This is a genomic window from Cupriavidus sp. DB3 (assembly GCF_020418465.1).
In the GTDB taxonomy this organism is placed as follows: domain Bacteria; phylum Pseudomonadota; class Gammaproteobacteria; order Burkholderiales; family Burkholderiaceae; genus Cupriavidus; species Cupriavidus cauae.
Map to the genome: position 1 here is coordinate 667,068 of NZ_JAIZPL010000003.1, position 26,549 is coordinate 693,616.

The window sequence follows — 26,549 nt, forward strand, 5'->3', positions numbered from 1 at the left end:
GTGAGCCACCATCGCCGCCACCCCACGCCGAACCATCCGCACCGTGCGCAAGGTGCGCGCCGCCCGCGCCGCCACGCGCTGGCGGCCGCCGCTCTCGGCGTGCTGCTGAGCCAGGCGCTGCTGCCGTCGGCCGCTCACGCCGCGGCGCTCGGTTCGCTGCAGGTGCTCTCGGGGCAGGGCCAGCCGCTGCAGGCGGAGATCGAGCTGCGCGATGTCGCGGCCGGAGAGGCCGAGGGCCTGACGGTGGCACTGGCGTCGCCGCAGGCCTATGCCGCGGCGGGGCTGACCTACCCGGCGGGGGCCGAGGGGCTGCGGATCGAGCTGACGCGCAATGCCGACGGCCGCCCGGTGGCGCGGCTGCGCTCGGCGCAGCCGGTGGGGGAGAACTTCATCGACCTGCTGCTCGAGCTGCGCGGGCCAGCGGGAACCGTGGGGACAACGGGGGCAACGGGCACAACGGCCACAACCGGCACAACGGGCACAACGGGCACAACGGGCACAACGGGCACAACTGGGGCAACTGGGGCAACGGGCACAACGGGGACTGTGACCAGGGCCTACACCGTGCTGCTTGCCCCGCCGCCGGCCGATCCCGCCATCGCGGCGCAGCCCGACGCCGGCGCGGCGCCGCTGGTGCAGGCCGCCACGCCGGAGCCGGCCGGGCCGTCGGCTGCCGCGCCCGATCAGGAACGGCCGGCCGCCACTGCCAACTCGGGTGCGAAGCCGGGCGCGAACGCCACCGCCGACTCGGTCACGAAGCCGGCCGCCAAGCCCGCCACGAAGTCGCCCGCCATGGCCGGCGGCAGCTATACCGTGCGCCGTGGCGACCATCTGTACGGCATCGCGCGGGAGCTCGCGCAGCAGCGCGTGGTGGCCGACGACGTCTCGCTCGATCAGATGGTGGTGGCGCTGTACCGCGCCAATCGCGACGCCTTCATCGCCGGCAACATGAACCGCCTGAAGGCCGGCGCGGTGCTGTCGCTGCCGTCGGCGCAGCAGGCCGGCACGATCGCCGGGCCCGAGGCGCGCCGCGAGATCGTCGCCCATACCCGCGCCTTCGACGCCTACCGCAACCGCCTGGCCGATGCCGCTGCCGCGATGCAGGTGCAGCCGCAAAGCGGCCAGCAGCAGCGGGGCCAGATCACCGCGCGCGTGCGCGATGCCGCCGTGCCCGAACAGGCCCGCGACGAACTGCGGCTCAGCAAGCCGGAGGCCGGCGCCGTGGCGCCCAAGGGCGAGACCACGGAAGCACAGGTCGCACGTGAACGCCAGCTGCGCGAGGCGGAGGAGCGCCTGACGCAGCTGCGCAAGAACGTCGGCGACATGCAGCGCCTGCTGGAGATGAAGAGCGCCGAGCTGGCCAGGCTGGGGCCGGACGGGCAGGGTGGGGTGCAGGGGCAGGGCGCCAGCGCACCGGCGGCGCCGGCCACGGTCGCGCAAGGCACGCAGCCTGCAGCAGCCGCGCCCGCCCCGGTTGTTGCCCAGGGGACGCCGCCTGGCGCGGCAGCGCCGGCTTCGGCCACCCAGGGCGCGCAGCCCGCCGCGGCTGCGCCGGCCTCGGTCACCCAGGGCGCGCAGCCCGCCGCGGCTGCGCCAGCGGCGTCCGCTGCCGCCTCCACTCCCGCCGTCTCGCCGCTGCGCGCCTCGGCCTCCTGGTTCGACACGCTGCTGCAGAGCCCGTGGACCTTGCCGGGCGGCGGCCTGGCGATCGCGCTGCTGGGGGGCTACGCGCTGTATCGCCGCCAGCGCCGGCCGCTGGCTGGAGAGCCGGGCGTGCCCCGCTCGGGCGACGACATCCTCGCCGGTGCGCCGGTCGCGCTGACCGGCCTGAGCCTGCCGCTGGACGCCTTCCCGGCGCCCGCCGGTGACCAGCCCATCGCGGCACCGGCGTCCGCGGCGCAGGCCTTCGCCGGTCCCTCGATCGCGGCCCGCGAGGGCGACGAGGCTGGCGAGGGCATCGAGGCCGACGAGGGCATGGAGGACATCGAGGACATCGAGGACATCGAGGACATCGAGGACATCGAGGGCATCGAGGACATCGAGGGCATCGAGGCAGATGCGGGCAACGAGGGCATCCAGGTCAATGACGGCGACGAGGGCGCCGGCGGCGTATCGCACACCGCCCGCGCCGCCGCGCCCATGCCCCGCCCGCTGGCCTTCGACCTCGGCGGGATCTCGCTCGACCTCGATGCCGGCGGGGATGCCGGCCGCCATGCCGCAGATGCCGCCGACGCCGCCGACGCCGCCGACGCCGCCGACGCCGACGCCGACGCCGACGCCGACGCCGACGCCGACGCCAACGACCCGGGCGACCAGCCCCGCAAGGGCTCGCCTGATATCATGGCGCCCCCCGACAAGCCCGCCGACACGCCCCCGCGTCCGTAACCTCGCATCCATGACCCGTCTTGCCCTCGGCCTCCACTACGACGGCACCGCCTTCTCCGGCTGGCAGTCCCAGCCGCATCGCAATACCGTGCAGGACGTGCTGGAGGACGCCATCGCCCGCTTCGCCGGCGAGCGGCTTCCGACCACCGTGGCGGGGCGCACCGATGCCGGGGTGCATGCGCTGGGGCAGGTGATCCATCTCGATACCGTGCTGTCGCGCGAACCGTTCTCCTGGGTGCGCGGCGTCAATGCCTTCCTGCCGCCGACGATCGCGCTGCAATGGGCCAAGCCGGTCGACGAGGCGTTTCACGCGCGCTTTGCCGCCTTCGAGCGGACCTATTACTACGCGCTCTATACCGGACCGCACCGCGCGCCGCTGGTGCACGGCCGCGCCGGCTACCTGATGCTGCCGCCGGGCAAGCGGCTCGACGTGGACGCGATGCGCGAGGCCGCCGCCTGCCTGATCGGCGAGCACGATTTCTCGGCCTTCCGCGCCGCCGAATGCCAGGCAAAGTCGCCGGTCAAGACGATGTACGAGATCCGCATCCACGCCGACCGCGACTGGGTGTTCCTGCGTTTTCGCGCCAGCGCCTTCCTGCACCACATGGTCCGCAACCTGATGGGTTGCCTGGTGGCGGTGGGGCGGGGTCGCTATCCGGCCTCGTGGCTGGCCGAGGTGCTGGCCTCGCGCCAGCGCAGCATGGCCGCGCCCACCTTCATGCCGGACGGCCTGTATCTGGCCGGGGTCAGGTATCCTGAGCCCTATGGCATCCCGGCCGCCGATCCGGCCGGCAGCCTGTTTCATGGAGTGTTTGCCGATGCCTTCGCCAACTAGCGCGCCCGGCGCCGCAGCCGCGCCCGCCGCTGCGCCGGCCGAGTTTGTGCCGGTCCGCCCGCGCACCCGCATCAAGATCTGCGGGCTGACGCGCGAGGACGATGTGCGCGCGGCGGTCGACGCCGGCGCCGATGCGATCGGGCTGGTGTTCTATCCCGGCAGTCCCCGCCATGTCGACGTGGCCCGCGCCGCGGCGCTGGCCGAGGCCGCCGGCCCCTTCGTCGCGGTGGTCGGCCTGTTCGTCAATGCCGACGCCGAGGACATCGCCCACGTGGCCGAGCGCGTGCCGCTGTCGCTGCTGCAGTTCCACGGCGACGAGAGCGCGCAGGACTGCGCGCGCGCCGCCCAGCGCTGCCGGCTGCCGTTCCTGCGCGCCGCGCGTGTGCGCCCCGGCCTCGATTTGGTAGAATTCGGCGATCAATATCGTGACGCCGCGGCCATCCTGCTCGATGCCTTCGTCGAAGGCTATGGCGGCGGCGGCCACGCCTTCGACTGGACCCTGATCCCTCCCGGATGGATTGCGCCTCGCCCCAGCACATCACCATGCAACGGCAATCGAACCGCAAGCGCCGCTCCTCGCATCGTTTTGAGTGGTGGGTTGAACGCGCAAAACGTGGCTGGCGCGATTGAGCGCGTGCGCCCCTACGCCGTCGATGTCAGCAGCGGCGTGGAGGCGGCCAAGGGCGTCAAGGATCCCGCCCGCATCGCCGACTTCGTGCGCGCGGTGCGCGCCGCGGATGCCAACCACGCCGCCTGAGCCTGGCGACCGACCGGCGCGGATGACAGACATCGCGCCGGTCCCGCAAGCCACCCTGTTCCCCTGCCGCGGCCGATCCATCGAGGACGGCCGCGCCACCCGGAAGCCCCACTCATGTACAACCTGCCCGATTCCCGCGGCCATTTCGGCCCCTATGGCGGTACCTTCGTCTCCGAGACCCTGACCCATGCGCTGGACGAACTGCGCGAGGCCTATGCCGGCCTGAAGAACGACGCCGAGTTCGACGCCGAATTCCGCCGCGAGCTGAAGCACTTCGTCGGCCGGCCGTCGCCGATCTACCATGCGCAGCGCTGGAGCGAGACGCTCGGCGGCGCGCAGATCTTCTTCAAGCGCGAGGACCTGAACCACACCGGCGCGCACAAGATCAACAACGTGATCGGCCAGGCCCTGCTTGCCAGGAAGATGGGCAAGCCGCGCGTGATCGCCGAGACCGGCGCCGGCCAGCACGGCGTGGCCACCGCCACCATCGCCGCGCGCTTCGGCATGGAGTGCGTGGTCTATATGGGCGCCGAGGACATCAAGCGCCAGGCCGCCAACGTCTACCGGATGAAGCTGCTCGGCGCCACCGTGGTGCCGGTCGAGAGCGGTTCGAGGACGCTGAAGGACGCGCTGAACGAGGCGATGCGCGACTGGGTGACCAACGTCGAGAACACCTTCTACATCATCGGCACCGTCGCCGGCCCGCACCCGTATCCCGCAATGGTGCGCGATTTCCAGTGCGTGATCGGCGAGGAGGCCAAGGTGCAGATGCCCGAGCTGACCGGCCGGCAGCCCGATGCGGTGATCGCCTGCATCGGCGGCGGCTCCAACGCGATGGGCATCTTCTATCCGTATATCGACCACAAGGACGTCAGGCTGATCGGCGTCGAGGCGGCCGGCGACGGCATCGACACCGGCCGGCACGCTGCGTCGCTCAGCGCCGGTTCCCCCGGCGTGCTGCACGGCAACCGCACCTATCTGCTGCAGGATCCGAACGGCCAGATCATCGAGACGCATTCGGTGTCGGCGGGGCTGGACTATCCGGGGGTCGGTCCCGAGCACGCGTGGCTCAAGGACAGCGGCCGCGCCGAGTACGTCTGCATCACCGACGACGAGGCACTGCGCGCCTTCCACGATTGCTGCCGCATCGAGGGCATCATCCCGGCGCTCGAGTCGAGCCATGCGATCGCCTACGCGTGCAAGCTGGCGCCGACGCTGCCCAAGGACAAGCTGCTGCTGGTCAATCTGTCCGGGCGCGGCGACAAGGACATGCACACGGTCGCCGAACGTGCGGGGTTGACGCTCTGATGCGCACGCTTCCCGAAGCCGCGCCGGGCGCCGCCGCCGCGGATACCACCACGCCGACGGTCGGCGGCGGCGACGCGATCGCGCTGACCGCCGCGCCGGCGCTGCCGGCCCTGCTGTACCAGGAGGACGTGCTCGACGGCGTGCGCCGGCTGGCCGACGGTTCGATCGATCTCGTGGTTGCCGACCCGCCCTACGGGCTCGGCAAGGACTACGGCAACGATTCGGACCGGCTGTCGGGCCAGGCCTATCTGGAATGGTCCGAGCGCTGGATCGACGCGGTGGTGCCCAAACTGTCGCCGCGCGGCTCGCTGTACCTGTTCTGCACCTGGCAGTACTCGCCCGAGCTGTTCGTGATGCTCAAGCGCCGGCTGACGATGGTCAACGAGATCATCTGGGACCGGCGCGTGCCCAGCATGGGCGGCACCACGCGCAAGTATTCGTCGGTGCACGACAACATCGGCTTCTTCGCCAAGGCGCGCGACTACTACTTCGACCTGGACTCGGTGCGCGTGCCGTACGACGCCGAGACCAAGAAGGCGCGCAGCCGGCCGCGCTTCGAGGGCAAGAAGTGGCTGGAGGTCGGCTACAACCCGAAGGACCTGTGGAGCGTGCCGCGCATCCATCGGCAGGACCCGGAGCGCGCCGACCATCCGACCCAGAAGCCGCTGCAGATCGTCGAGCGGATGGTGCTGTCCAGCTGTCCGCCCGGCGGGCTGGTGCTCGATCCGTTCACCGGCAGCGGCACCACCGCGGTGGCCTGCGCCCGGCATGGGCGCCGCTTCGTCGGCTTCGAGATCAATCCCGACTATGTCGATGTCGCGCGGGCGCGCGTCGCCTCGGTGATGCCGCTGGCGCGGCCCGATGCCGCCGCGGCGGCGGAGGCGGCCGAAGCTGCCGCGGAAGCCGCCTCCCAAGCCGCCGCCAATGCCTCCGTCTCCGCGATCGCCGCCTCGGCTCCGTCTACCCCGTCTACCCCGGCAGCCGCCAACGACGCCGGTCCGGCGGACGCGCTGCCCCACCTCGCATCCTGACCATGTCCCGCATCCAATCGACTTTCGCGGCGCTGTCCGCACAAGGCAGGAAGGGCCTGATTCCCTTCATCACCGCCGGCGATCCCGAGCCCGGCCTGACGGTCGCGCTGATGCATGCGCTGGTCGAGGGCGGCGCCGATGTGATCGAGCTGGGCGTGCCGTTCTCCGACCCGATGGCCGACGGCCCGGTGATCCAGCGCGCGTCCGAGCGGGCGCTGGCCAACGGCGTCAGCCTGACCCAGGTGCTGGGCTGGGTCCGCGAATTCCGCCAGCGCGACGCCGGCACGCCCGTGGTGCTGATGGGCTATGCCAACCCGATCGAGCGGATGGGCGAGCGCGCGTTCGCGCAGGCCGCTCGTGAGGCCGGCGTCGACGGCGTGCTGGTGGTCGACTACCCGCCCGAGGAGTGCGAGTCGTTTGCCCAGCTGATGCGCGAGCACGGCATCGATCCGATCTTCCTGCTGGCGCCAACCACCACCGATGCGCGCATCGCGCAGGTCGCCAAGGTGGCCAGCGGCTACCTGTACTACGTGTCGCTCAAGGGCGTGACCGGTTCGGGCGCGCTGGACCTGGACAGCGTCGCCGCGCGCCTGCCGGTGATCAAGCGCCACGCCAACCTGCCGGTCGGCGTCGGCTTCGGCATCCGTGACGCGCAGACCGCGCGGGCGATCGCCAGCGTGGCCGACGCGGTCGTGATCGGCAGCCGGCTGGTGCAACTGCTGGAGGAAGCGCCGCGGGAACAGGCGGTACAATCGCTGCGTTCGTTCATCGCGGAGATCCGCACGGCGCTGGACGCCAAGGCGTGATGTATTAGCCTCATATCGGCGGCCATCGGCGGGCTCTGGCGACATTTCCCCGTCGACGGCCGCCGATTCCTGCCTTCCGCGGCACAGAATCTCGGCCCTTGTGCGGCGCCCGTGGTACATTCGCCGCCTTGGCCGATGGCCGGGCCTGCCACCTGCGCGCGCGTGCGCCATATCACTTCGCGATGCGCCAGGCCGCGGCCTTATCCGAAAGGAGCGTTTTGATGAGCTGGTTGGATAAACTCCTGCCCCCCAAGATTCAACAGACCGACCCCTCGTCCCGCAAGGGCATCCCCGAGGGCCTGTGGGTCAAGTGCCCGTCGTGCGAGTCCGTGCTGTACCGGACCGACGTCGAGGCCAATCTGCATGTCTGCCCCAAGTGCGACCACCATATGCGCATCCGCGCGCGCGAGCGGCTCGATTCGCTGCTCGACGCCGAGGGCCGCTATGAGATCGGCCAGGAAATCGTGCCGGTCGACGCGCTCAAGTTCAAGGACTCGAAGAAGTATCCGGACCGCATCAAGGCGGCGATGGACGAGACCGGCGAGACCGACGCGATGGTGGTGATGGGCGGCGCGATCCATACCATTCCGGTGGTGGTCAGCTGCTTCGAATTCGCCTTCATGGGCGGCTCGATGGGTTCGGTGGTCGGCGAGCGCTTCGCGCGCGGCGCGCAGGCCGCGCTCGAGCAGAAGGTGCCGTTCATCTGCATCACCGCCACCGGCGGCGCGCGCATGCAGGAAAGCCTGCTGTCGCTGATGCAGATGGCCAAGACCACCGCGATGCTGAACAAGCTGTCGGCCGCCAAGCTGCCGTTCATCAGCGTGCTGACCGACCCGACCATGGGCGGCGTGTCGGCCAGCTTCGCCTTCCTGGGCGACGTGGTGATCGCCGAGCCGAAGGCGCTGATCGGCTTTGCCGGCCCGCGCGTGATCGAGCAGACCGTGCGCGAGAAGCTGCCCGAAGGCTTCCAGCGTGCCGAGTTCCTGCTGCAGAAGGGCGCCATCGACATGATCGTCGACCGGCGCAAGCTGCGTGCCGAGCTCGCGCAACTGCTGGCGCTGCTGCAGAAGCAGCCGGCCGACGCGGTGGCCTGAGCGGACCCCGATCGCCGAAGGATGGTTTGACGACGCGGACCTGGTCCGCGTTTTTCATTGGATAGTATGGTTCGCCGCAGGGTGTTCTCCCTCTCCCCCTCAGCGGGAGAGGGTTGGGGAGGCGGGGTGGTGTTGAGTTGCCCTCTCCCCCAACCCCTGTCCCGCCAGCGGGAGAGGGGAGGAAACCGCATGGGACGCCTGGCGTAACCGGGCGCGAACCGCAGCACATCACAGCAGCATCATGCCTATCTTCTCCTCCCTGCCCGAGTGGCTGGCCCACCTCGAAACCGCGCACCCGGTCGGCATCGACATGGGCCTGACACGGATCAGCCGGGTCAAGGAAGCGCTCGGCCTGCGCATCGACGCGCTGGTGTTCACCGTGGGCGGCACCAACGGCAAGGGCTCGACCTGCGCGATGCTCGAGCGGATCCTGCTGGAGGCGGGCTACAAGGTCGGCTGCCATACCTCGCCGCATCTGCTGTCGTTCAACGAGCGCGCGCGCATCAACGGCGAGATGGCGACCGACGCGCAGCTGCTGCCGCATTTCGAGGCGGTCGAGCGCGCCCGCACCAGCTTCGCCGACCCGGTCAGCCTGACCTATTTCGAGTTCACCACGCTGGCCATCGTCCATGCCTTCGCCGCCGCGCAGCTTGACGCGATCATCCTCGAGGTCGGGCTGGGCGGCCGGCTCGACGCGGTCAATGTGTTCGATCCCGACTGCGCCATCGTCACCAGCGTCGATATCGACCATGCCCAGTACCTGGGCGATACCCGCGAGAAGATCGGCTTCGAGAAGGCCGGCATCTTCCGCCCGCATGTGCCGGCGATCTGCGGCGACCCGATGCCGCCGGCCTCGCTGGTCGAGCATGCCGAGACGATCGGCGCCGACCTGTGGCTGGTCGGGCGCGATTTCCAGCACCAGGCCGCCAAGGGCCAGGAGCGCCTGCAGTGGGACTGGAGCGGCCGCGGGCGCAAGCTCAATGGGCTGGGGTATCCGGCGCTGCGCGGCGCCAACCAGCTGCTGAATGCGTCGGCCGCGCTGGCCGCGCTGCAGGCGGTGCGCGACCGGCTGCCGGTCAGCGCGCAGGAGGTGCGCAACGGGCTCGCCTTCGTCGATCTGCCGGGCCGCTTCCAGGTGATGGCGGGGCGTCCGACCGTAATCCTCGATGTCGCCCACAACCCCCATGCCGCCGCCACGCTGGGCCAGAGCCTGGAGAACATGGGCTTCTTCCGCTACACCTACGCGGTGTTCGGCGCGATGGCGGACAAGGACATCGCCGGCGTGCTGCGCCACCTGAGCGACAAGGTCGATCACTGGTGCCTGTGCGACCTGCCGACGCCGCGTGCGGCCAGCGCCCAGGACCTGCTGGAGCACCTGGAGCAGGGCGGCTTCCGGCCGGGCCCGGACGCCACCGCGGCGTGCTTCGCCAGCCCCGAGGCGGCCTATCGGGACGCCATCGAGCGTGCCACCGAGAATGATAGAATCCTGGTCTTCGGATCGTTCTATACCGTGGCCGGCGTGATGGCGTACCGGGCGACTCAGGCGAACTAGCCTGCCGCACCGTTTTCCCGGGACACTTCCGGGGCACTGCCGGGGCACTGCCGGGGCACTGCCGGGGCACGCGCCGCGGTCGAGCGACAAACTCAAGGGGCGGCCGCGCCTGCCGCCCGCACCGAACCAATCTATGGGCCTGCTTTCGCTGTTTTCCTTCCGCAAGGGCAAAGACGCGGCACCGGAGCGCGCACGGCGCGCCCGCAGCGCCGACGCCGGAGCAGCCGGCGCGCGCGCCGGCAGCCGCGACATGCGCCGGGGTGGCGACCGCGGTGGCGACGACTATGCGGACGACATGCTGGACCCGGAATTCCCCCAGAAGCAACGCGCGCGGCGTCGCCTGATCGGCGCGCTGGTGATGACGGTGGCCGCGGTGATCGTGCTGCCGATCGTCTTCGAGACCGAGCCGCGTCCCGCCGCCGACCAGATCGCGGTGCGCCTGAGCGGTGGCCAGGGCGAGGCGCAGGCCAGGCCGGAACCGCGCAAGGCCGCGCCGCTGGCGCCGCAGCAGCAATCGCGCCTCGATGCGCAGGCGCTCGATGCCGGCGAGGAACTGGTCAGCGCACCGGCGGCCCGCGCCGCCGACAAGGCGCCGGAAAAGCCGGCCGAGCGTACCGAAGCGGCGCGCCAGGCCGAGGCGAAACCCGATCCCAAGGCGGAATCGAAGGCCGAATCGAAAACCGACAAGGCCGAAGCCAAATCGTCCGGCAGCGGCAAATACGTGATCCTCGTCGGCGCCTTCTCGACCGAGGACAAGGCCAGGCAGTGGATGAGCAAGTTGAAGGCGAACAAGGTGCCCGCATATATCGAACGCAAGGCGCTGGCCGACGGCGAACGCATCCTGCTGCGCGCCGGCCCGTTCTCGGACCGTGATGCCGCCGATGCCGCCGAAAAGCGGGTCCGCGCCACCGGCCTGACGGCCCGCGTGGTCGAGCTCTGAGCGGCGGCGGACGGCGGTGCTCGCGGGAATGCAGCTGACGTTCTTCGACTACGCGGTCGTGTTCGTGCTGGTCGCCTCGGGGCTGGTCGGCGCGCTGCGCGGCCTGATGCGCGAACTGCTGTCGCTGGTGGGGTGGATCGCGGCCTTTTTCGTGGCCTACAACTATGTCGGCGTCGCGACGCAATGGATGCCCGAGTCGCTGCCCGGCGGCGCGCTCGCGCGCAGCGCCGCCGGATTCGCGGTATTGTTCTTCGGCACCGTGATTGCCGCGGCGCTGGCCGGCGCGGTGATCGGCCAGTTGCTGGAAACCACCGGCCTGAAGCCGGCGGATCGCGGGCTTGGACTGGTGTTCGGGGTGGCGCGCGGCGCGCTGGTGGTGATGCTGCTGGTCACGTTGGCCGGCTTCACCAAGATGCCCGACGAACCTTTCTGGCGCGACGCGGTGTCGCGCCCCTATGTCATCGCCGCGATGGAGTCGCTGCGGCCCTGGTTGCCGCCGGAAATCGCCAAATACGTCAGAACCTGAGGCCGGGCGCGCGCCCGGCATGAACTTTTCGCGCCTGGTCTGCCGTCGGCAGCGCGCAGGGCGCGCCGAATCAAAGCCTTTCCTGGGAGCTTGGCATGTGCGGTATCGTCGGTGTGGTGTCTGCCACGCCCGTCAATCAGTTGATTTACGACAGCCTGCTGCTGTTGCAGCATCGCGGTCAGGACGCCGCTGGCATCGCGACCGCCAACGGCAGCACCTTCCACATGCACAAGGCCAACGGCCTGGTGCGCGACGTGTTCCGCACGCGCAACATGCGCGGCCTGCCGGGCGCGGCGGGCATCGGCCAGGTGCGCTACCCGACCGCGGGCTCGGCCTCCAGCGAGGAAGAGGCGCAGCCGTTCTACGTCAATGCGCCGTACGGCATCATCCTGGCGCATAACGGCAACCTGACCAACTGGCAGCAGCTGCGCGAGGAGATGTTCCGGCGCGATCGCCGCCACATCAATACGCACTCGGATACCGAGGTGCTGCTGAACGTGCTGGCCGACGAGCTGCAGCGCGCCAGCAACGGCACCTCGCTCGATCCCGAGATCATCTTCGCCGCGGTGGCGGGCATGCACCGCCGCGTGCGAGGCTCGTATGCGATCGCCGCGCAGATCGCCGGCTACGGCATGCTGGCCGTGCGCGATCCGTTCGGCATCCGCCCGCTGTGCCTGGGCAGCATCGAGACGGCGACCGGCAAGGAATGGATGGTCGCGTCGGAATCGGTGGCGCTCGAAGGCATCGGCTACAAGCTCGAGCGCGACGTGGCGCCGGGCGAGGCGATCTTCATCGACCTGGACGGCAAGCTGTACACCAAGCAGTGCGCCGACAATCCGCTGCTCAATTCCTGCATCTTCGAATACGTCTACCTGGCGCGGCCGGATTCGTGCATCGACGGCGTGCCGGTCTACGACGCGCGCCTGCGCATGGGCGATTACCTGGCCGAGAAGATCCGCAGCGAAGTCAGCGCGGGCGATATCGACGTGGTGATGCCGATTCCCGATTCGAGCCGGCCGGCGGCGATGCAGGTCGCCAACAAGCTTGGCCTGAACTATCGCGAGGGCTTCTTCAAGAACCGCTATGTCGGCCGCACCTTCATCATGCCGGGCCAGGCGGTGCGCAAGAAGTCGGTGCGCCAGAAGCTCAACGCGATGGGCGTCGAGTTCAAGGGCAAGAACGTGCTGATCGTCGACGACTCGATCGTGCGCGGCACCACCTCGTTCGAGATCGTGCAGATGGCGCGCGATGCGGGCGCCAACAAGGTGATCTTCGCGTCCGCGGCGCCGCCGGTGAAGTTCCCCAACGTCTACGGCATCGACATGCCGACCCGCAGCGAGCTGGTCGCGCATGGCCGCAGCCATGACGAGATCTGCCGCATGATCGGCGCGGACCAGCTGGTCTATCAGGACGTCGAGGCGATGAAGCAGGCGGTGCGCGACATCAACCCGGCGCTGAAGGACTTCGAGGCCTCGTGCTTCGACGGCAAGTACATCACCGGCGATATCGACGAGGCCTATCTGGACCGCCTCGAGACCGCACGCAGCGAAGCCGACCGCGAAGGCGGCGGCGATACCGAGCGTTCGCAGCTGCATCTGCAGCGCTCGGGCGGCAACGAGTAAGGCCCGCCGGTTTCTCCCTGTCCCAACCCCTCTCCCGCGCGCGGGGGAGGGGAGCCATTCCATCGCTACCCACGATTGCCCCGACCATGAACGACCCGCTCGACCTCGACTCCCTCGGCATTGATACGCTCGGCGTGCGCGCCGGCACGCTGCGCAGCGAGTTCATGGAGCATTCCGAGGCGATGTACCTGACGTCGAGCTTCTGCTTCGGCAGCGCCGCCGAGGCGGCCGAGCGCTTCGCCAACTCGGAAGAGGGCTACACCTACTCGCGCTTCACCAATCCGACCGTCAGCATGTTCCAGCAGCGGCTGGCCGCGCTGGAAGGCGCCGAGGCCTGCATGGCGACCGCCTCGGGCATGAGCGCGATCCTGTCGGTGGTGCTGTCGTCGATGCAGGCCGGCGACCACCTCGTCAGCTCGCGCGCGATCTTCGGCTCGACGATGACGCTGTTCTCGAACATCTTCGCCAAGTTCGGCGTCGAGACCACCTTCGTCGACGGCACCGACCTGGCCGGCTGGCGCGCCGCGGTCAAGCCGAACACCAAGCTGTTCTTCCTCGAGACGCCGTCGAACCCGCTGACGGAGGTGGCCGACATCGCCGCGGTGGCGGATATCGCGCACGACGCCGGTGCGCTGCTGGTGGTCGACAACTGCTTCTGCTCGCCGGCGCTGCAGCAGCCGCTGCGCTTCGGCGCCGACCTCGTGGTGCATTCGGCGACCAAGCATATCGACGGCCAGGGCCGCGTGCTCGGCGGCGCGGTGCTGGGCAAGCACGACTTCATCATGGGCAAGGTGTTCCCCTTCGTGCGGACCGCCGGCCCGACGCTGTCCGCCTTCAACGCCTGGGTGATGCTCAAGGGCATGGAGACGCTGGCGATCCGCATGGAGCGCCATTCGGCCAGCGCGCTGGCGCTGGCCCAGTTCCTCGAATCGCATCCGGCGGTGGCACGGGTCTATCACCCCGCGCTGAAGTCGCATCCGCAGCACGACATCGCGATGCGCCAGCAGAGCGGCGGCGGGGCCATCGTGTCGTTCGAACTGAAGGGCGCGACGCCGGAACAGCAGCGCGCCAACGCCTGGCGCGTGATCGACAGCACGCGCCTGTGCTCGATCACCGGCAACCTGGGCGACACGCGCACCACCGTGACGCATCCGTACACCACCACGCACGCACGCGTCAGCCCCGAGGCCAAGGCCGCGGCCGGCATCGGCGAGGGCCTGATCCGCATGGCGGTGGGGCTGGAGTCGGTCGAGGACCTGAAGGCGGATCTGCTGCGCGGCTTGGGCGACTAAGCTTCACTGACTCGACGCGCTCGACCTACTCGACGCGCTCGACGCGCTCGACCCGCCCGACCCGCTCGATTCGCTCGATTCGCGCGATCCAATCGATTCGCTTAATTCGCTCGATTCGATCGACGAGGAAAAAGCCGGCCCCAGGGCCGGCTTTTTCCATGGCGTGTCCCCCAGCACGCGGGGCGCCCTCCCTACCGCAGCATCCGCCGGCGCAGCAGCATCAGCGCCACCACCAAGGCCACCGCCGCATAGGCGGCCAGCACGGCCAGATGCAGGCCGACCTGGTCGACCGGGCGATCCAGCATCAGTGGCCGGATCAGCGCCACCGCGTGCGCCAGCGGCAGCGCCTGCGTGGCGGCCTGCACGCCGGGCGGCAGCTGTTCCAGCGGAAAGAACACGCCCGACAGCAGCAGCATCGGCGTCATCACCAGCGTCTGGTAGAACATGAAGAAGTCGTAGCTGGGCGCAAGCGCGGTGACGATCATCGCCAGGCTGGCGAAGGCGATGCCCGCCAGCGCGATCACCGGCAGCGCCAGCAGCGCGTTCGGCATCTGCGCATAGCCCAGCGCGCTGGCCACCAGCATGATCGCCACGCCCGACAGCACGGCCTTGCTGGCCGCCCACAGCACCTCGCCGAGCACCACGTCGCCCAGCGTCAGCGGCGCGTGCATGATGGCCTCCCAGGTGCGCTGCACGTGCATGCGCGAGAAGGCCGAATACATCGACTCGAAGCTGGCCGACATCATCACGCTGGAGGCGGTGGTGCCGGCGGCGAGGAAGGCAATGTACGAGACGCCGTCGACGCGTCCGACCAGCAGGCCGAGCCCCAGTCCCAGGCCGAACAGGTAGATCATCGGATCGGCCAGGTTGCCGATCATCGACGGGATCGCCAGCTTGCGCCAGACGCGGTAGTTGCGATACCAGACCATGGTCCAGTTGCGCAGGTTCAGCGGCCACAGCGGCTGCGGATAGCGCCGCGTGGTGAGGGTCGCGCCGCCGGACGCCGCCGCCGCGGTGGCCAGCTTGCCGTCGTTGCCCGGGTCCGGGTCTCGTTCGCTCATGGTTTCCTCGATGGTTCGGTGCGTGGCGGTGGGCTGCGGATGGGTTGCGGGGTCGTTGAGGGCTCGGTGCGGGTGAGCGTCAAGCTGGCTGCGGCTCGGCTGCGGGCAGGCCGGTCAGGCGTTCAATCCCGCATCTCGCGGCCGGTCAGTTTCAGGAACACATCCTCCAGATTGGCCGGGCGATGCAGGTAGCGGATGCCGCCATTGCCGTGCAGCGCCGCAAGCAGCGGCTCGGGCTCGCGCACGTAGCAGAACAGCGTCTCGCCGCTCTTCTCGGTGCGCTCGGCCAGCGGCGCCAAGCGCTCGCGCAGCGCGTCCAGTTCCTCGCCATAGACCTCGACCACGTCGCAGCCGATCTGCCGGTCGATCAGCTCATGCGGCTTGCCTTCGGCGATCTTGCGGCCACCGTCGATCACGCACAGATAGTTGCACAGCCGCTCGGCCTCCTCCATGAAATGGGTGGTCAGCAGAATGGTCTTGCCGGCGGCCAGCAGCGACTTGAGCCGGTCCCAGATCAGATGGCGCGCCTGCGGGTCCAGCCCGGTGGTCGGCTCGTCCATCACCAGCAGGTCGGGATCGTTGATCAGCGCCCGCGCTACCGTCAGGCGCCGGCGCATGCCGCCGGACAGGTCGCGCACATGCGCGTCGGCGCGATTTTCCAGGCGGGCGAATTCGAGCAGCATCGGCACGCGCCGTTCGATCTCGGCGGCCGACAGGCCGAAATAGCGGCCGAAGATGCGCAGGTTCTCGACCACGGTGAAGTCCGGGTCGAGATTGTCGAACTGCGGCACCACGCCGACGCGCATGCGGGCCTGCGGCGCGCGGGCGGGAACCGGTTCGCCGCACAGCGTCAGCTCGCCCGAGGCCGGCGTGGTCAGCCCGAGCAGCAGGCGCAGCGTGGTGGTCTTGCCGGCGCCGTTGGGGCCCAGCAGGCCAAAGCACTGGCCGCGCTGCACCTGCAGGCTCAGATCGTCGACGACGACGGTGTTGCCGTATTGCTTGCGCACGTGGCGCAATTCGAGAATGGCAGTCAACGCAGCGTTCCGGTGAAGCGCGCCTGGCGCAATCCCGCCATTATGCCGATCTGCTTGCGATCGGTCCTTGGCGCGCCGCAGCAGGGCGTCGGTCAATCCGGCCGGGGGCCAGGCTCACCAGGCCCGCTATGCCGTTTATGCCGGTTATGCCGGCCAGGCCCGTCAGGCCGCGCGTCGTGCCCGCAGGCGGCGCATCAGCGCACGCACCAGTCCGTGCAGCAGCCACCCCAGCGCGAGGCCCAGCGCGTCGGCCAATATGTCGATGGCGTCGGCGGAGCGGTAGGGCGTCATCGACTGCAGCCACTCGATCAGTCCGCCATAGACCAGCAAGCCGAGCGGCACGGCCCATGGCCGCGCCGGATAGGCGCGCCATCCGAGCACGCCGAGCGTGGCGAACGCCAGCAGGTGGTTGCTCTTGTCCCAGCCGGTGGTCGGCATCGGCGTCGTCGGCGGCATCAGCGCGAGTGTCAGCACGGCGCACAGGCATAGCCAGAAGGCGAGACGCCACTGCGACGGGCCGATTGTCAGGCTGGGCGACGGACGAGAAGACCGACGTGAAGACGGACGGGAAGATCCGGAAGGCATGCGGAAACGATTCCTGGGGCGAGACAACAGGAACGTACTGTAGCAGCCGGGGCAGGGGGCCGATATCGGCTGTGGGGATGGGTGGCGCAGCGGGTGTCGTCGGCCAGATGGCTGGACGAGAGGGCGCTCCCCGGGGGAGTGCGCGTTCTCCCGGGCGGTGGGAGAACGGGACAGCAACGGGGGTCACGCGGCGGACGATGCGCCGCGCCCGCGGGACTCCCGGCAGTCGAAGACGATCAGTACATCTTCTTCGGCAGCATCTGCATGCGCAGACGCTTGCGCAGGCGCGACTCGGCGGCCTTCTTCTTGCGCTTGCGCTCGGTGGTCGGCTTCTCGTAGGCCGTGCGGCTCTTCAGTTCGACGATCAGGCCATTTTGCAGAATGGCCCGGCGGAATCGCCGCATGGCGACGTCAACCGGTTCGCCCGGCTTCAAAACGATCTTGGTCAAAGCTTGTCCTTCGGGGTGCCGCTGCTGCGGCGGGGTGGAACGGTGAGCCTCGGCAGCCTCGAGCCTGTGCTCGCTGCCGATACCCGCGGAGCTGGGTGTTGGCAAAACCCCGCAAGCATGGCGGGGCAGTGGACCGGAAGGGTGGGCGTGCGAGTCGCGACAGGGTCGGTCACGCAGGATGCCAGCGCACCAGTGAAAAGGCCCGCCATCTCGGATGGCGGGCCTTTTATTCTTTGGCTCCCCGACCTGGGCTCGAACCAGGGACCTGCGGATTAACAGTCCGTCGCTCTACCGACTGAGCTATCGGGGAACAGCTGAGAAAAGGATTATAGCCAGTTTCTCGTTACTTCGTCAACAACGTTTCGACATTTTGTTGTCGTTGCGTCATCCGCAAAACGCCGCGCCGAAGTGTCCGGCCTGCCTGCGCATTCGTTGGGTCGGAAGCCCTGGGGCCGATCCGGTGCCGCGAATGTGCGTTGGCGAGGGGCGCATTATAGACGGCGGGCGAGCGGAATGCCAAGAAGAATTTGCGGGAGGCAATGAAAAACCGCCCGAAGGCGGTTCTTCAACAGACCTGCGAGACGATGCCCGGCGTTGGCCATGCATCGCTCCGTCGAGCATCGCTCAGTCGAACACCGGCGATTCGACGCCCAGGATCTTGTGCAGCTTCGGCGAGGTCGTCGTGTACTGCATGTGGATCTTCTTCTCGGGGAAGATGTACGGGGCGGCGCCGAAGGCGGCCAGCGCGGCCTCGTGGAAGCCCGACAGGATCAGCTTCTTCTTGCCCGGATAGGTGTTGATGTCGCCGACCGCGAAGATGCCCGGGATATTGGTCTCGAACTTCTCGGTATCGACCTTGATCTGCTTGCGCTCCAGGTCCAGGCCCCATTCGGCGATCGGGCCGAGCTTGGGCGACAGCCCGAAGAACACCAGCAGATCGTCCAGCGGCATGCGGCGCGTCACGCCGTCGCCGCCGGTGACCTTGATCTCGGTCAGCACGCCGTCCTTTTCCTCGTAGCCGCTGATCTGGCCGACCATGAACTGCATCTCCATCTGCTCGCACAGTTCCTTCATCTTGGCGACCGAGGCCGGTGCGGCGCGGAAGCCGTCGCGACGGTGGATCAGCACGACCGACTCGGCCTTGCCGACCAGGTCCAGCGTCCAGTCCAGCGCCGAGTCGCCGCCGCCGACGATCACCAGGTTGCGGCCGTGGAAGCGGCTCGGATCCTTGACGCGGTAGAACAGCTGCTTGCCGTCGAACTTGTCCAGGCCCTCGACCTTCAGCGTGCGCGGCTGGAACGAACCGACGCCGGCGGCGATGAAGATGGTCTTGGTCAGGAAGCGGGTACCGAGCGAGGTCTCGACGAAGAAGCGGCCGTCCTCCTGGCGCTCGACCACCGAGACTTCCTGGCCGAGATGGAAGGTCGGCTCGAACGGCTCGATCTGCTTGAGCAGGTTGTCGGTCAGCTCCTGGCCGGTGCAGATCGGCACCGCCGGGATGTCATAGATCGGCTTGTCCGGATACAGCTCGACGCATTGGCCGCCGACGACCTTCAGCGAGTCGATCACGTGCGCCTTGATCTCGAGCAGGCCGAGTTCGAAGACCTGGAACAGGCCGACCGGACCGGCGCCGACGATCAGCGCGTCGATTTCGAGGGGCTGGCCACCGCCAGCGTTGCCGCCGACCTGATTGGTGGTGTCCGCGACGGGGTTGGGGATGCTCAAGTCCATATGCGTCCTGATACGTTTGGGGGCACGGGGTGCCCGGCATTGCGGGAAAGCGCGTGGGGACGGCCTTCTCTTTGTCGCTATCGGGTGGGGGTGGCTGGCGCGTCGGCTCAGCGTTCCAGGTATTGCAGCTTGCCGGTGGCGTCCTTCCATTCCTCGGCCTCGGGCAGCGGGGCCTTGGTCTTGGTGATCGAAGGCCAGCTGCGGGCCAGTTCGGCGTTCAGTTCGATGAACTGCAGCTGGTCGCCCGGCACGTCTTCCTCGGCATAGATCGCGTTGACCGGACACTCCGCGACGCACACCGCGCAGTCGATGCACTCGTCCGGATCGATCGCGAGGAAATTGGGGCCCTCGCGGAAACAATCAACCGGACACACGTCAACGCAGTCGGTATAGCGGCAACGGATGCAGGATTCGGTGACAACGTGAGTCATTTCGGTTCCAGGAAAACGGATCGGCTTCGATGGGAGACTGTTTTGGGCCGCTTGTGCCGGTACTTGTGCCCCGTGCTTGTGTCCGCGCTTGTTCCCGTACAGCGCACGCACACGCGGGACGAGCGTCGACCGCGGCCTTTCAAAGATCGGTATTGTAGCCGACCCGTTCGTGCCGCACAGCGGCCCTATATAGCCGAATCAGATAGTTTTCTTATTTCTTTATGCGGCACTGTTCGGCATTGGTCCGCGGGTCGATCCGGTGGCCGCTTTGGTCCCGGTATGGGCCGCCGTCGCGCATTGGCCCCATGCGCGACGAGGTCGCCCGATGGGTTAGCATGTGGGCCTGATTCGGCACACTTGTGCGGGTTACGCCATGATCATCCAATCTCTGCTCGACACCGACCTCTACAAATTCACGATGATGCAGGTCGTGCTGCATCATTTTCCGGCGGCCCAGGTCGAGTACCGCTTCAAATGCCGCAATGCCGGCGTGGATTTGACGCCGTACGCGGACGAGATCCGCGCGCAGATCGAATTGCTGTGCCAGTTGCGCTTCACCGAGGACGAACTGGAATATCTGCGCGGCTTCCGCTTCATCAAGAGCGATTTCGTCGATTTCCTCGGCCTCTTCCAGCTCAACGCCAAATACGTGTCGGTGAACCCGTCGCCGACGCATCCGGGCGAAATCGACATCACGATCCGCGGCCCGTGGCTGCATACCATCCTGTTCGAAGTCCCGCTGCTGGCGATCGTCAACGAGGTGTACTTCCGCCATACCCAGCCGCAGCCCGACTGGGAGGAAGGCCGGCGCCGGCTGGTCGACAAGCTGGCGCTGCTGCGCATGCCGGGCCGCGACGACTGCGTGATCGCCGACTACGGCACGCGCCGGCGCTTCTCGCGCGACTGGCAGGAGGAGGTGCTGTCGTCGATGCAGCAACTGCTGGGACCGCAGCTGGCCGGCACCAGCAACGTGCATTTCGCCCGCAAGCACAACCTGACGCCGCTCGGCACCATGGCCCACGAATACCTGCAGGCCTGCCAGTCGCTCGGGCCGCGGCTGCGCGATTCGCAGGTGTTCGCGCTGGAGACCTGGGCGCGCGAATATCGCGGCGACCTCGGCATCGCGCTGTCCGACACCTACGGCTTCGATGCCTTCCTGAACGACTTCGATCTGTACTTCTGCAAGCTGTTCGACGGCGTGCGGCACGACTCGGGCGATCCGGTGGCCTGGGGCGAGCGGATGCTGGAGCACTACAGCAGGAACCGCGTCGATCCGCGCAGCAAGACGCTGATCTTCAGCGACAACCTCAATATCCCGCGCGTGATCGAGCTGTACGAACGCTTCGGCGGCCGCTGCCGGCTGGCGTTCGGCGTCGGCACCAATCTGACCAACGACCTGGGCTACACGCCGCTGCAGATCGTCATCAAGATGGTCCGCTGCAACGGGCAACCGGTCGCCAAGCTGTCGGACACGCCGGAGAAGACCATGTGCGACGACCCGGCCTACCTTGGCTATCTGCGCCAGGTGTTCGGCGTCGAGCCGGCCTGATCCTGGCCGGTTTCCGCAACCGCTTTCCGCCGCTGCTTTCCGCCGCCGCTTCCGGACGCAGCTTCGGGCGGCGGCTTCCGGCTGCTGCGTCCGGCGGCCCCTTCCCGCTGCGTTTTCGGCGAAAGCCGCGGGCAGGGGGACTTATAATGCCCGCTGCCCCGGCCTCCCGACACCGATCGTCCGCACCATGAATACCGATTCCGCTCGCGACCGCATCTTCGCCCGTATCCGTGCCGCCCAGGGGCGGCCGGCGCAACCGACCCGAGGCGAGCGCGAGGCGGTGGCCGACTACCTGGCGCGCCATCCGCAAGGGCCGCGTCCCGGCGTGGCCGGCGATCTGGTCGAAGCGTTCAGCGTGCAGGCGCGCAAGATGGCCTCGACGGTCGAGCGCGTCGCCACGCTGGCCGACGTGCCGGCGGCGGTGGCGCACTATCTGAGCGGACTGGCGCTGCCCCCGCGCGCGGTCGCCTGGCCCGCGCTCGCCGCGCTCGACTGGCAGGCGCAGGGCATCGCGGTCGAAGCGCGGCCGCCGCTGCGCGATCCGGAGGCCGACCGCGACCATGGCGATCTGGTCGGCATCACCGGCTGCTTCTGCGCGATCGCCGAGACCGGTTCGCTGATGCTGCTGTCGGGGCCGGAAACCTTCGCCTCCGGCGCGCTGCTGCCCGAGACCCATATCGCGGTGGTGCCGGCCGGCCGCATCGTCGCCGACCTCGAGGAAGCCTTCGCGCTGGTGCGCGCCGCGCGGGGCGAATTGCCGCGCGCGACCAACATCATCAGCGGCCCGTCCCGTACCGGCGATATCGAGCAGACCATCGTGCTGGGCGCGCACGGGCCGTATCGCGTGCACGTGGTGCTGGTCGAACAGGCCTGAGGGCGCGTTGACGTGCAGGTGCGTGCCGGAACGGTTTTCGAGCGCGCCGCAGCGTGGTTGAGCGTGGTTGAGCCGGCCTGAATATCGCTGCGCCACGGCACGCGACGCCCGTCCTGCTCTCGCGCGCCGCATCCCGTCGCGCCGGCCCTGATACGACGACGGGCATCCCGCATTCGAACCCACTTCCAACAAACAGCAATAACAGGAGACCGAACACGATGCAGTCCGCCCTCGCGCCGCGCTTGTCCAACGCGCCCCGGCTGGCGCTGCCGGCCATGCTGGCGATGTTCCCCGCGCTGGCCGGCGCCGCCGAACTGGACGGCGCCGCGCTGGGGCCGCAGTGGGCCTTGCCCTTCGCCGGCATCCTGCTGTCGATCGCGCTGTTTCCGCTGCTGGCGCCGCGCTTCTGGCATCACCACTTCGGCAAGGTCGCGGCCGGCTGGGGCCTGCTGTTCCTGGTGCCGTTCGCGCTCGCATTCGGCATGCATGCCGCCACGGCCAACGTCGTGCATGCGCTGGTGGCCGAGTACATTCCGTTCATCGTGCTGATCGGCGCGCTGTATATCGTCGCGGGCGGCATCTGCGTGCAGGGCAACCTGCATGGCACGCCGAAGCTGAACACCGGCATCCTCGCGCTCGGCACCTGCCTGGCCAGCGTGATGGGCACCACCGGCGCGGCGATGCTGCTGATCCGTCCGCTGCTGCGCGCCAACGACAACCGCCGCCATGTCGCGCACGTGGTGGTCTTCTTCATCTTCCTGGTCGCCAATGCGGGCGGTTCGCTGACGCCGCTGGGCGATCCGCCGCTGTTCCTCGGCTTCCTGAAGGGCGTCGAATTCTTCTGGACCACGCGCCATATCTTTCCGCAGACGCTGTTCCTGTGCATCGCGCTGCTGGTGATCTTCTATTTCGTCGATCGCCACTACTTCCTCAATCGCGAGGAGGAACTGCCCCCGCGGCTCGATCCGACGCCGGATTCGCGCGGCATCCGCATCGACGGCAAGGCCAATTTCGCGCTGCTGCTGGCGATCATGGCGCTGGTGCTGATGAGCGGCCTGTGGCAATCGGATATCGCGTTCGACGTGATGGGCACCGTCGTGCCGTTGCAGGCGCTGGTGCGCGACGTGGCGCTGGTGGTGGTGGCGCTGGTGTCGCTGGCGATCACGCCGCACAGCGCGCGCGCCGGCAACGAGTTCAACTGGGATCCGATCCTGGAAGTGGGCAAGCTGTTCGCCGGCATCTTCCTGACCATCATCCCGGTGATCGCGATGCTGAAGGCGGGCACCGACGGTGCCTTCGCCGGCGTGATCCGCGCCGTCAGCGACAGCAACGGCCAGCCGATCGACAGCATGTATTTCTGGGCCACCGGCCTGCTGTCGTCCTTCCTCGACAACGCGCCGACCTACCTGGTGTTCTTCAATACCGCCGGCGGCGACGCGGCCACGCTGATGACGCGCGACGCCACCACGCTGGCGGCGATCTCGGCCGGCGCCGTATTCATGGGCGCCAACACCTATATCGGCAATGCGCCGAACCTGATGGTCAAGGCGATCGCCGAGGACCGCGGCGTGCGCATGCCGAGCTTCTTCGGTTATATGCTGTGGTCCTGCGGCATCCTGGTGCCGCTGTTCGGGGTGATGACCCTGCTGTTCTTCCGCGTCTGAGGTTCACGATGGCTTCGCAATCCCAACCGCAATCCCAAGCGCAATCTTCCTCGCCGCGTCCGGCCGTGCTGGTCACGCGGGCGATCTTCCCCGATGTGATCGAACGCCTCGCGCAGTATTTCGAGGTCGACCACAACCAGCCCGACGTGCCGCTCGACGCCGCCGCGCTGAAGGCACGCCTGGCCGGCAAGGCCGGTGTGCTTTCCAATGCCGCCGACCGCATCGACGCCGGGCTGATCGGCGCGCTGCCCGAACTGCGCGCGGTCTGCAACATGGCGGTGGGCTACAACAACCTGGACCTGCCTGCACTGACGGCGGCCGGCATCGTCGCCACCAACACGCCGGACGTGCTGACCGAGACCACCGCCGATTTCGGCTGGGCGCTGCTGATGGCCACCGCGCGGCGCGTCACCGAGTCGGAGCACTTCCTGCGCGCCGGCAAATGGGAGCGCTGGTCCTACGACATGTTCCTCGGCATGGACCTGCACGGCAGCAAGCTGGGCATCCTCGGCATGGGCCGCATCGGCCAGGCGCTGGCAAGGCGCGCCGCCGGTTTCGGCATGACGGTGCTGTACCACAACCGCAGCCAACTGCCGGCCGAGATCGAGCAGGGTCTCGGCGCGCGCTACGTCAGCAAGGCGGAACTGCTGCGCGAGTCCGACCACCTGATCCTGGTGCTGCCGTACAGCGAGCAGAGCCACCATGCGATCGGCGCGGCCGAACTGGCGCAGATGAAGCCGACCGCGACGCTGATCAACCTCGCACGCGGCGGCATCGTCGACGACGCGGCGCTGGCCGAGGCGCTGCGCGAGCGGCGCATCTTCGCCGCGGGGCTGGACGTGTTCGAGGGCGAGCCCAAGGTCCATCCCGCGCTGCTGCAGGTGCCCAACGTCGTGCTGACCCCGCATATCGCCAGCGCCTCCGAAAAGACGCGGCGCGCGATGGCCAATCTCGCCGCCGACAATCTGATTGCCGCGCTCGGCGCCGGGCCAGATGCCGGCCGGCCGCCTTGTGTGCTGAACCCCGAAGTGCTGGCGCGCCGCTAGCGTGCCGCTGTGGTGGCCACCGCGCGGTGGCCACGGCTGGCCTGGCCGCGGCGGCGCCGGCTTCCACCCGGCTTCATGACTCGATCCCCGATGTCTTCCTCCTCGCTGATCCTGATCGCGCTGGCCGCGATCCTGCTGCTGACCCTGCTGACGCTCGTCGTGCTGCTGATGCGCGGGCGCGACGGCAGCGCCGGGCAGCTGCATGCCGAACTGATGCAACGCCTGGCCGATTGGCGCGAACGTGGCGAGCGCGACAGCGAACGGCTCGAACGCAGCCTGCGCGGCGAGGTTGCCGAGGCCGCGCGCCTGGGGCGCGACGAAACCAGCGAGCAGATGATGCGCTTCCAGCAGACGCTGTCGGCGCAGATGACGCATATCGCCACGCTGCAGAACAACCAGATCGACATGTTCGCGCAGCAGCTCGCCAAGCTGACCGAATCGAACGAGCGGCGCCTGGGCGAGGTGCGCGCCACGCTGGAGCAGAAGCTCAAGGACATCGAGGCCAACAACGCCGCCAAGCTCGACGAGATGCGCCGTACCGTCGACGAGAAGCTGCACGCGACGCTGGAGCAGCGGCTGGGTGAATCGTTCCGCATGGTGTCGGACCGGCTCGAGCAGGTGCATCGCGGCCTGGGCGAGATGCAGATGCTGGCGCAGGGCGTCGGCGACCTCAAGCGCGTGCTGACCAATGTGAAGACGCGCGGCACCTGGGGCGAGGTCCAGCTGGAAATGCTGCTGCAGCAGATCCTGACGCCGGAGCAGTACGCGCGCAACGTCGAGACCGTGCCGAACTCGGGCGCGCGCGTCGAGTTCGCGATCCGCCTGCCGGGCAAGGAAGTGGGCGTCGGCAACGGCGGAGGGAGCGGCAGCGGCAACGGCACGGTCTGGCTGCCGATCGACGCCAAGTTCCCCAAGGAGCAGTACGAACGGCTGACCGACGCGCAGGAACGCGGCGATGTCGAAGGCGTGGCCGCCGCCGGGCGCGAGCTCGAAGTGGCCATCAAGCGCGAGGCCCAGACCATCGCCGAGAAGTACCTGTCGCCGCCGGCCACCACCGACTTCGCCATCCTGTTCCTGCCGACCGAGGGCCTGTATGCCGAGGTGCTGCGCCGGCCCGGATTGACGGACCTGCTGCAGCGCAATCATCGCGTCACGGTGGCCGGCCCGACCACGCTGACCGCCGTGCTGAACAGCCTGCAGATGGGCTTTCGCACGCTGGCGCTGGAAAAGCGCTCGAGCGAGGTGTGGGAGGTGCTGGGCGCGGTCAAGACCGAGTTCGGCAAGTTCGGCGACGTGCTGGCGCGCACGCGCGACACGCTGGAGCGCGCCGCCCGCAATATCGAGCAGGCCGAGGTGCGCAGCCGCCAGATGGCGCGCAAGCTGCGCAAGGTCGAGGCGCTGCCGTCCGAGGCCGCCGAGCAGCTGCTGGGCTTGCCGGAGGAGGACGACGGCGAGGCCGGGCCGAAGGATGCCGGCCCGGCGGCCTGAGCGGCGCCGGCAGGGATTCGGGCCCGCCGGCCTGGGGGCTGCCGGCGGCAGCGTCCGAGCAAAAAAAAAGCGCATCCGCCGGGATGCGCTTTTTTTGTCGGAGAAGGGCCCGGCTGCCGGAGCTTATTGCCCCTCGGGCGGCAGATTGCGGATCGTCACCTCGATGCCGCCGAAGCGGGCCGCCACCCAGTTGTAGGCCTTGCAGGCCAGCCACAGCAGGCCGAAACCGACCAGCGCATTCAGGATCAGCGCCGTGAACACCGTGATGCCGGGCAGATCGCCGTAGCGGACAAAGGCCACGAACAACCCCATCGACACGATCGGCACCGAGAAGCACAGGTAGACCAGAACGAGCGCGCGTGCGGTCTTGACGGGGTGGAGGTAAGCGATCTCCTGATTCATGACAGCGTGGCAGTGGGGAAGAGTTGGGGTGCGGCAAGTGTAGCGAATGGGTGGCGTGGCGCATAGCCTCGCCCCGCCGGGGCGGCC

General features: G+C 68.7%; 25 protein-coding genes and 1 tRNA gene. 17 read left to right on the forward strand and 9 right to left on the reverse strand.

What is annotated here, in order from left to right:
* The 12 genes from K7G19_RS12555 to K7G19_RS12610 all read left to right on the forward strand — a co-directional run bounded on the left by K7G19_RS12555 (position 1) and on the right by K7G19_RS12610 (position 14,148).
* The gene (locus K7G19_RS12555) at positions 1–2,385 is read left to right on the forward strand and encodes a FimV/HubP family polar landmark protein (RefSeq protein ID WP_226107516.1); all 2,385 of its coding nucleotides are present in this window, start codon (positions 1–3) and stop codon (positions 2,383–2,385) included.
* Between the two features lie 10 nt (positions 2,386–2,395).
* Entirely contained in the window at positions 2,396–3,220 is an 825-nt protein-coding gene (truA, locus tag K7G19_RS12560) for a tRNA pseudouridine(38-40) synthase TruA (RefSeq protein WP_150083588.1), read from the forward strand.
* A complete protein-coding gene (locus K7G19_RS12565) occupies positions 3,204–3,977 on the forward strand; it encodes a phosphoribosylanthranilate isomerase (RefSeq protein ID WP_226107517.1) in 774 nt (257 codons plus the stop codon). The genes truA and K7G19_RS12565 overlap by 17 nt, the downstream gene beginning before the upstream one ends.
* A gap of 114 nt (positions 3,978–4,091) precedes the next feature.
* Positions 4,092–5,285: a tryptophan synthase subunit beta gene (gene trpB, locus K7G19_RS12570; RefSeq protein WP_226107518.1), complete on the forward strand. Its 1,194-nt coding sequence runs from the start codon at positions 4,092–4,094 to the stop codon at positions 5,283–5,285.
* Positions 5,285–6,316 carry a site-specific DNA-methyltransferase gene (locus K7G19_RS12575; RefSeq protein ID WP_226107519.1) on the forward strand — a complete coding sequence of 344 codons (1,032 nt, stop codon included), beginning with the start codon at positions 5,285–5,287 and terminating at the stop codon, positions 6,314–6,316. The genes trpB and K7G19_RS12575 overlap by 1 nt, the downstream gene beginning before the upstream one ends.
* 2 nt (positions 6,317–6,318) lie before the next feature.
* On the forward strand, positions 6,319–7,122 hold the full coding sequence (gene trpA / locus K7G19_RS12580; protein ID WP_149317003.1) for a tryptophan synthase subunit alpha: 804 nt from the start codon (positions 6,319–6,321) through the stop codon (positions 7,120–7,122).
* A 221-nt stretch (positions 7,123–7,343) separates the two neighbouring features.
* Positions 7,344–8,216: an acetyl-CoA carboxylase, carboxyltransferase subunit beta gene (gene accD, locus K7G19_RS12585; protein WP_226107520.1), complete on the forward strand. Its 873-nt coding sequence runs from the start codon at positions 7,344–7,346 to the stop codon at positions 8,214–8,216.
* 241 nt (positions 8,217–8,457) lie between these two features.
* A complete protein-coding gene (gene folC / locus K7G19_RS12590) occupies positions 8,458–9,768 on the forward strand; it encodes a bifunctional tetrahydrofolate synthase/dihydrofolate synthase (protein WP_226107521.1) in 1,311 nt (436 codons plus the stop codon).
* A 133-nt stretch (positions 9,769–9,901) separates the two neighbouring features.
* Entirely contained in the window at positions 9,902–10,708 is an 807-nt protein-coding gene (locus K7G19_RS12595) for an SPOR domain-containing protein (protein WP_149317006.1), read from the forward strand.
* 28 nt (positions 10,709–10,736) lie between these two features.
* Positions 10,737–11,234, forward strand: coding sequence for a CvpA family protein (locus K7G19_RS12600; protein WP_149317007.1), 498 nt, complete (start codon positions 10,737–10,739; stop codon positions 11,232–11,234).
* 95 nt (positions 11,235–11,329) lie between these two features.
* Positions 11,330–12,856 carry an amidophosphoribosyltransferase gene (gene purF / locus K7G19_RS12605; protein ID WP_149317008.1) on the forward strand — a complete coding sequence of 509 codons (1,527 nt, stop codon included), beginning with the start codon at positions 11,330–11,332 and terminating at the stop codon, positions 12,854–12,856.
* 86 nt (positions 12,857–12,942) lie between these two features.
* A complete protein-coding gene (locus K7G19_RS12610; protein WP_149317009.1) occupies positions 12,943–14,148 on the forward strand; it encodes an O-succinylhomoserine sulfhydrylase in 1,206 nt (401 codons plus the stop codon).
* 25 nt (positions 14,149–14,173) lie between these two features.
* Here the strand turns inward: K7G19_RS12610 and K7G19_RS24935 are convergent, their stop codons facing one another.
* From K7G19_RS24935 to fdxA, 8 genes are all read right to left on the reverse strand, one after another.
* Complete coding sequence (locus K7G19_RS24935) at positions 14,174–14,308, reverse strand: hypothetical protein (protein ID WP_255650761.1); 135 nt, start codon at positions 14,306–14,308, stop codon at positions 14,174–14,176.
* Positions 14,309–14,339: 31 nt separating this feature from the next.
* Positions 14,340–15,209, reverse strand: coding sequence for an ABC transporter permease (locus K7G19_RS12615; RefSeq protein WP_223819659.1), 870 nt, complete (start codon positions 15,207–15,209; stop codon positions 14,340–14,342).
* A gap of 122 nt (positions 15,210–15,331) precedes the next feature.
* Positions 15,332–16,243: a nodulation factor ABC transporter ATP-binding protein NodI gene (gene nodI / locus K7G19_RS12620; RefSeq protein WP_149317010.1), complete on the reverse strand. Its 912-nt coding sequence runs from the start codon at positions 16,241–16,243 to the stop codon at positions 15,332–15,334.
* Positions 16,244–16,405: 162 nt separating this feature from the next.
* Entirely contained in the window at positions 16,406–16,828 is a 423-nt protein-coding gene (locus K7G19_RS12625; protein WP_226107522.1) for a VanZ family protein, read from the reverse strand.
* A 236-nt stretch (positions 16,829–17,064) separates the two neighbouring features.
* Positions 17,065–17,277, reverse strand: a complete 213-nt coding sequence (gene rpsU, locus K7G19_RS12630) for a 30S ribosomal protein S21 (protein ID WP_006578041.1) — start codon at positions 17,275–17,277, stop codon at positions 17,065–17,067.
* Between the two features lie 234 nt (positions 17,278–17,511).
* Positions 17,512–17,587, reverse strand: a tRNA-Asn gene (locus K7G19_RS12635).
* Positions 17,588–17,901: 314 nt separating this feature from the next.
* Positions 17,902–19,008 (reverse strand): NAD(P)/FAD-dependent oxidoreductase, encoded by a 1,107-nt coding sequence (locus K7G19_RS12640; RefSeq protein WP_149317012.1) that lies wholly within the window; start codon positions 19,006–19,008, stop codon positions 17,902–17,904.
* Between the two features lie 107 nt (positions 19,009–19,115).
* On the reverse strand, positions 19,116–19,439 hold the full coding sequence (gene fdxA / locus K7G19_RS12645) for a ferredoxin FdxA (protein ID WP_226107524.1): 324 nt from the start codon (positions 19,437–19,439) through the stop codon (positions 19,116–19,118).
* Between the two features lie 373 nt (positions 19,440–19,812).
* On the opposite strand from fdxA, the gene pncB reads away from it, so the two are divergent.
* The 5 genes from pncB (at position 19,813) to K7G19_RS12670 (ending at position 26,060) form a co-directional block, all read left to right on the forward strand.
* Positions 19,813–20,988, forward strand: a complete 1,176-nt coding sequence (gene pncB / locus K7G19_RS12650; RefSeq protein WP_149317013.1) for a nicotinate phosphoribosyltransferase — start codon at positions 19,813–19,815, stop codon at positions 20,986–20,988.
* A 187-nt stretch (positions 20,989–21,175) separates the two neighbouring features.
* Entirely contained in the window at positions 21,176–21,862 is a 687-nt protein-coding gene (locus tag K7G19_RS12655) for a lactate utilization protein C (RefSeq protein WP_226107525.1), read from the forward strand.
* 218 nt (positions 21,863–22,080) lie between these two features.
* Positions 22,081–23,526 (forward strand): sodium:proton antiporter, encoded by a 1,446-nt coding sequence (locus tag K7G19_RS12660; RefSeq protein WP_150083593.1) that lies wholly within the window; start codon positions 22,081–22,083, stop codon positions 23,524–23,526.
* A gap of 8 nt (positions 23,527–23,534) precedes the next feature.
* Positions 23,535–24,572 carry a D-glycerate dehydrogenase gene (locus K7G19_RS12665; protein ID WP_150083594.1) on the forward strand — a complete coding sequence of 346 codons (1,038 nt, stop codon included), beginning with the start codon at positions 23,535–23,537 and terminating at the stop codon, positions 24,570–24,572.
* A 90-nt stretch (positions 24,573–24,662) separates the two neighbouring features.
* Positions 24,663–26,060 (forward strand): DNA recombination protein RmuC, encoded by a 1,398-nt coding sequence (locus tag K7G19_RS12670; RefSeq protein ID WP_150083595.1) that lies wholly within the window; start codon positions 24,663–24,665, stop codon positions 26,058–26,060.
* A gap of 123 nt (positions 26,061–26,183) precedes the next feature.
* On the opposite strand, the gene K7G19_RS12675 is transcribed toward K7G19_RS12670, so the two are convergent.
* Positions 26,184–26,462: a hypothetical protein gene (locus K7G19_RS12675; protein ID WP_150083596.1), complete on the reverse strand. Its 279-nt coding sequence runs from the start codon at positions 26,460–26,462 to the stop codon at positions 26,184–26,186.
* Between the last annotated feature and the right edge of the window lie 87 nt (positions 26,463–26,549).

What these genes read in the sequence shown, in the direction of transcription:
- truA (WP_150083588.1), top strand. Translation starts at nt 2,396, where the DNA reads ATGACCCGTCTTGCCCTCGGCCTCCACTACGACGGCACCGCCTTCTCC.
- K7G19_RS12565 (WP_226107517.1), top strand. Translation starts at nt 3,204, where the DNA reads ATGCCTTCGCCAACTAGCGCGCCCGGCGCCGCAGCCGCGCCCGCCGCT.
- trpB (WP_226107518.1), top strand. Translation starts at nt 4,092, where the DNA reads ATGTACAACCTGCCCGATTCCCGCGGCCATTTCGGCCCCTATGGCGGT.
- K7G19_RS12575 (WP_226107519.1), top strand. Translation starts at nt 5,285, where the DNA reads ATGCGCACGCTTCCCGAAGCCGCGCCGGGCGCCGCCGCCGCGGATACC.
- trpA (WP_149317003.1), top strand. Translation starts at nt 6,319, where the DNA reads ATGTCCCGCATCCAATCGACTTTCGCGGCGCTGTCCGCACAAGGCAGG.
- accD (WP_226107520.1), top strand. Translation starts at nt 7,344, where the DNA reads ATGAGCTGGTTGGATAAACTCCTGCCCCCCAAGATTCAACAGACCGAC.
- folC (WP_226107521.1), top strand. Translation starts at nt 8,458, where the DNA reads ATGCCTATCTTCTCCTCCCTGCCCGAGTGGCTGGCCCACCTCGAAACC.
- K7G19_RS12595 (WP_149317006.1), top strand. Translation starts at nt 9,902, where the DNA reads ATGGGCCTGCTTTCGCTGTTTTCCTTCCGCAAGGGCAAAGACGCGGCA.
- K7G19_RS12600 (WP_149317007.1), top strand. Translation starts at nt 10,737, where the DNA reads ATGCAGCTGACGTTCTTCGACTACGCGGTCGTGTTCGTGCTGGTCGCC.
- purF (WP_149317008.1), top strand. Translation starts at nt 11,330, where the DNA reads ATGTGCGGTATCGTCGGTGTGGTGTCTGCCACGCCCGTCAATCAGTTG.
- K7G19_RS12610 (WP_149317009.1), top strand. Translation starts at nt 12,943, where the DNA reads ATGAACGACCCGCTCGACCTCGACTCCCTCGGCATTGATACGCTCGGC.
- K7G19_RS24935 (WP_255650761.1), bottom strand. Translation starts at nt 14,308, where the DNA reads ATGGAAAAAGCCGGCCCTGGGGCCGGCTTTTTCCTCGTCGATCGAATC.
- K7G19_RS12615 (WP_223819659.1), bottom strand. Translation starts at nt 15,209, where the DNA reads ATGAGCGAACGAGACCCGGACCCGGGCAACGACGGCAAGCTGGCCACC.
- K7G19_RS12625 (WP_226107522.1), bottom strand. Translation starts at nt 16,828, where the DNA reads ATGCCTTCCGGATCTTCCCGTCCGTCTTCACGTCGGTCTTCTCGTCCG.
- K7G19_RS12640 (WP_149317012.1), bottom strand. Translation starts at nt 19,008, where the DNA reads ATGGACTTGAGCATCCCCAACCCCGTCGCGGACACCACCAATCAGGTC.
- fdxA (WP_226107524.1), bottom strand. Translation starts at nt 19,439, where the DNA reads ATGACTCACGTTGTCACCGAATCCTGCATCCGTTGCCGCTATACCGAC.
- pncB (WP_149317013.1), top strand. Translation starts at nt 19,813, where the DNA reads ATGATCATCCAATCTCTGCTCGACACCGACCTCTACAAATTCACGATG.
- K7G19_RS12655 (WP_226107525.1), top strand. Translation starts at nt 21,176, where the DNA reads ATGAATACCGATTCCGCTCGCGACCGCATCTTCGCCCGTATCCGTGCC.
- K7G19_RS12660 (WP_150083593.1), top strand. Translation starts at nt 22,081, where the DNA reads ATGCAGTCCGCCCTCGCGCCGCGCTTGTCCAACGCGCCCCGGCTGGCG.
- K7G19_RS12665 (WP_150083594.1), top strand. Translation starts at nt 23,535, where the DNA reads ATGGCTTCGCAATCCCAACCGCAATCCCAAGCGCAATCTTCCTCGCCG.
- K7G19_RS12670 (WP_150083595.1), top strand. Translation starts at nt 24,663, where the DNA reads ATGTCTTCCTCCTCGCTGATCCTGATCGCGCTGGCCGCGATCCTGCTG.
- K7G19_RS12675 (WP_150083596.1), bottom strand. Translation starts at nt 26,462, where the DNA reads ATGAATCAGGAGATCGCTTACCTCCACCCCGTCAAGACCGCACGCGCG.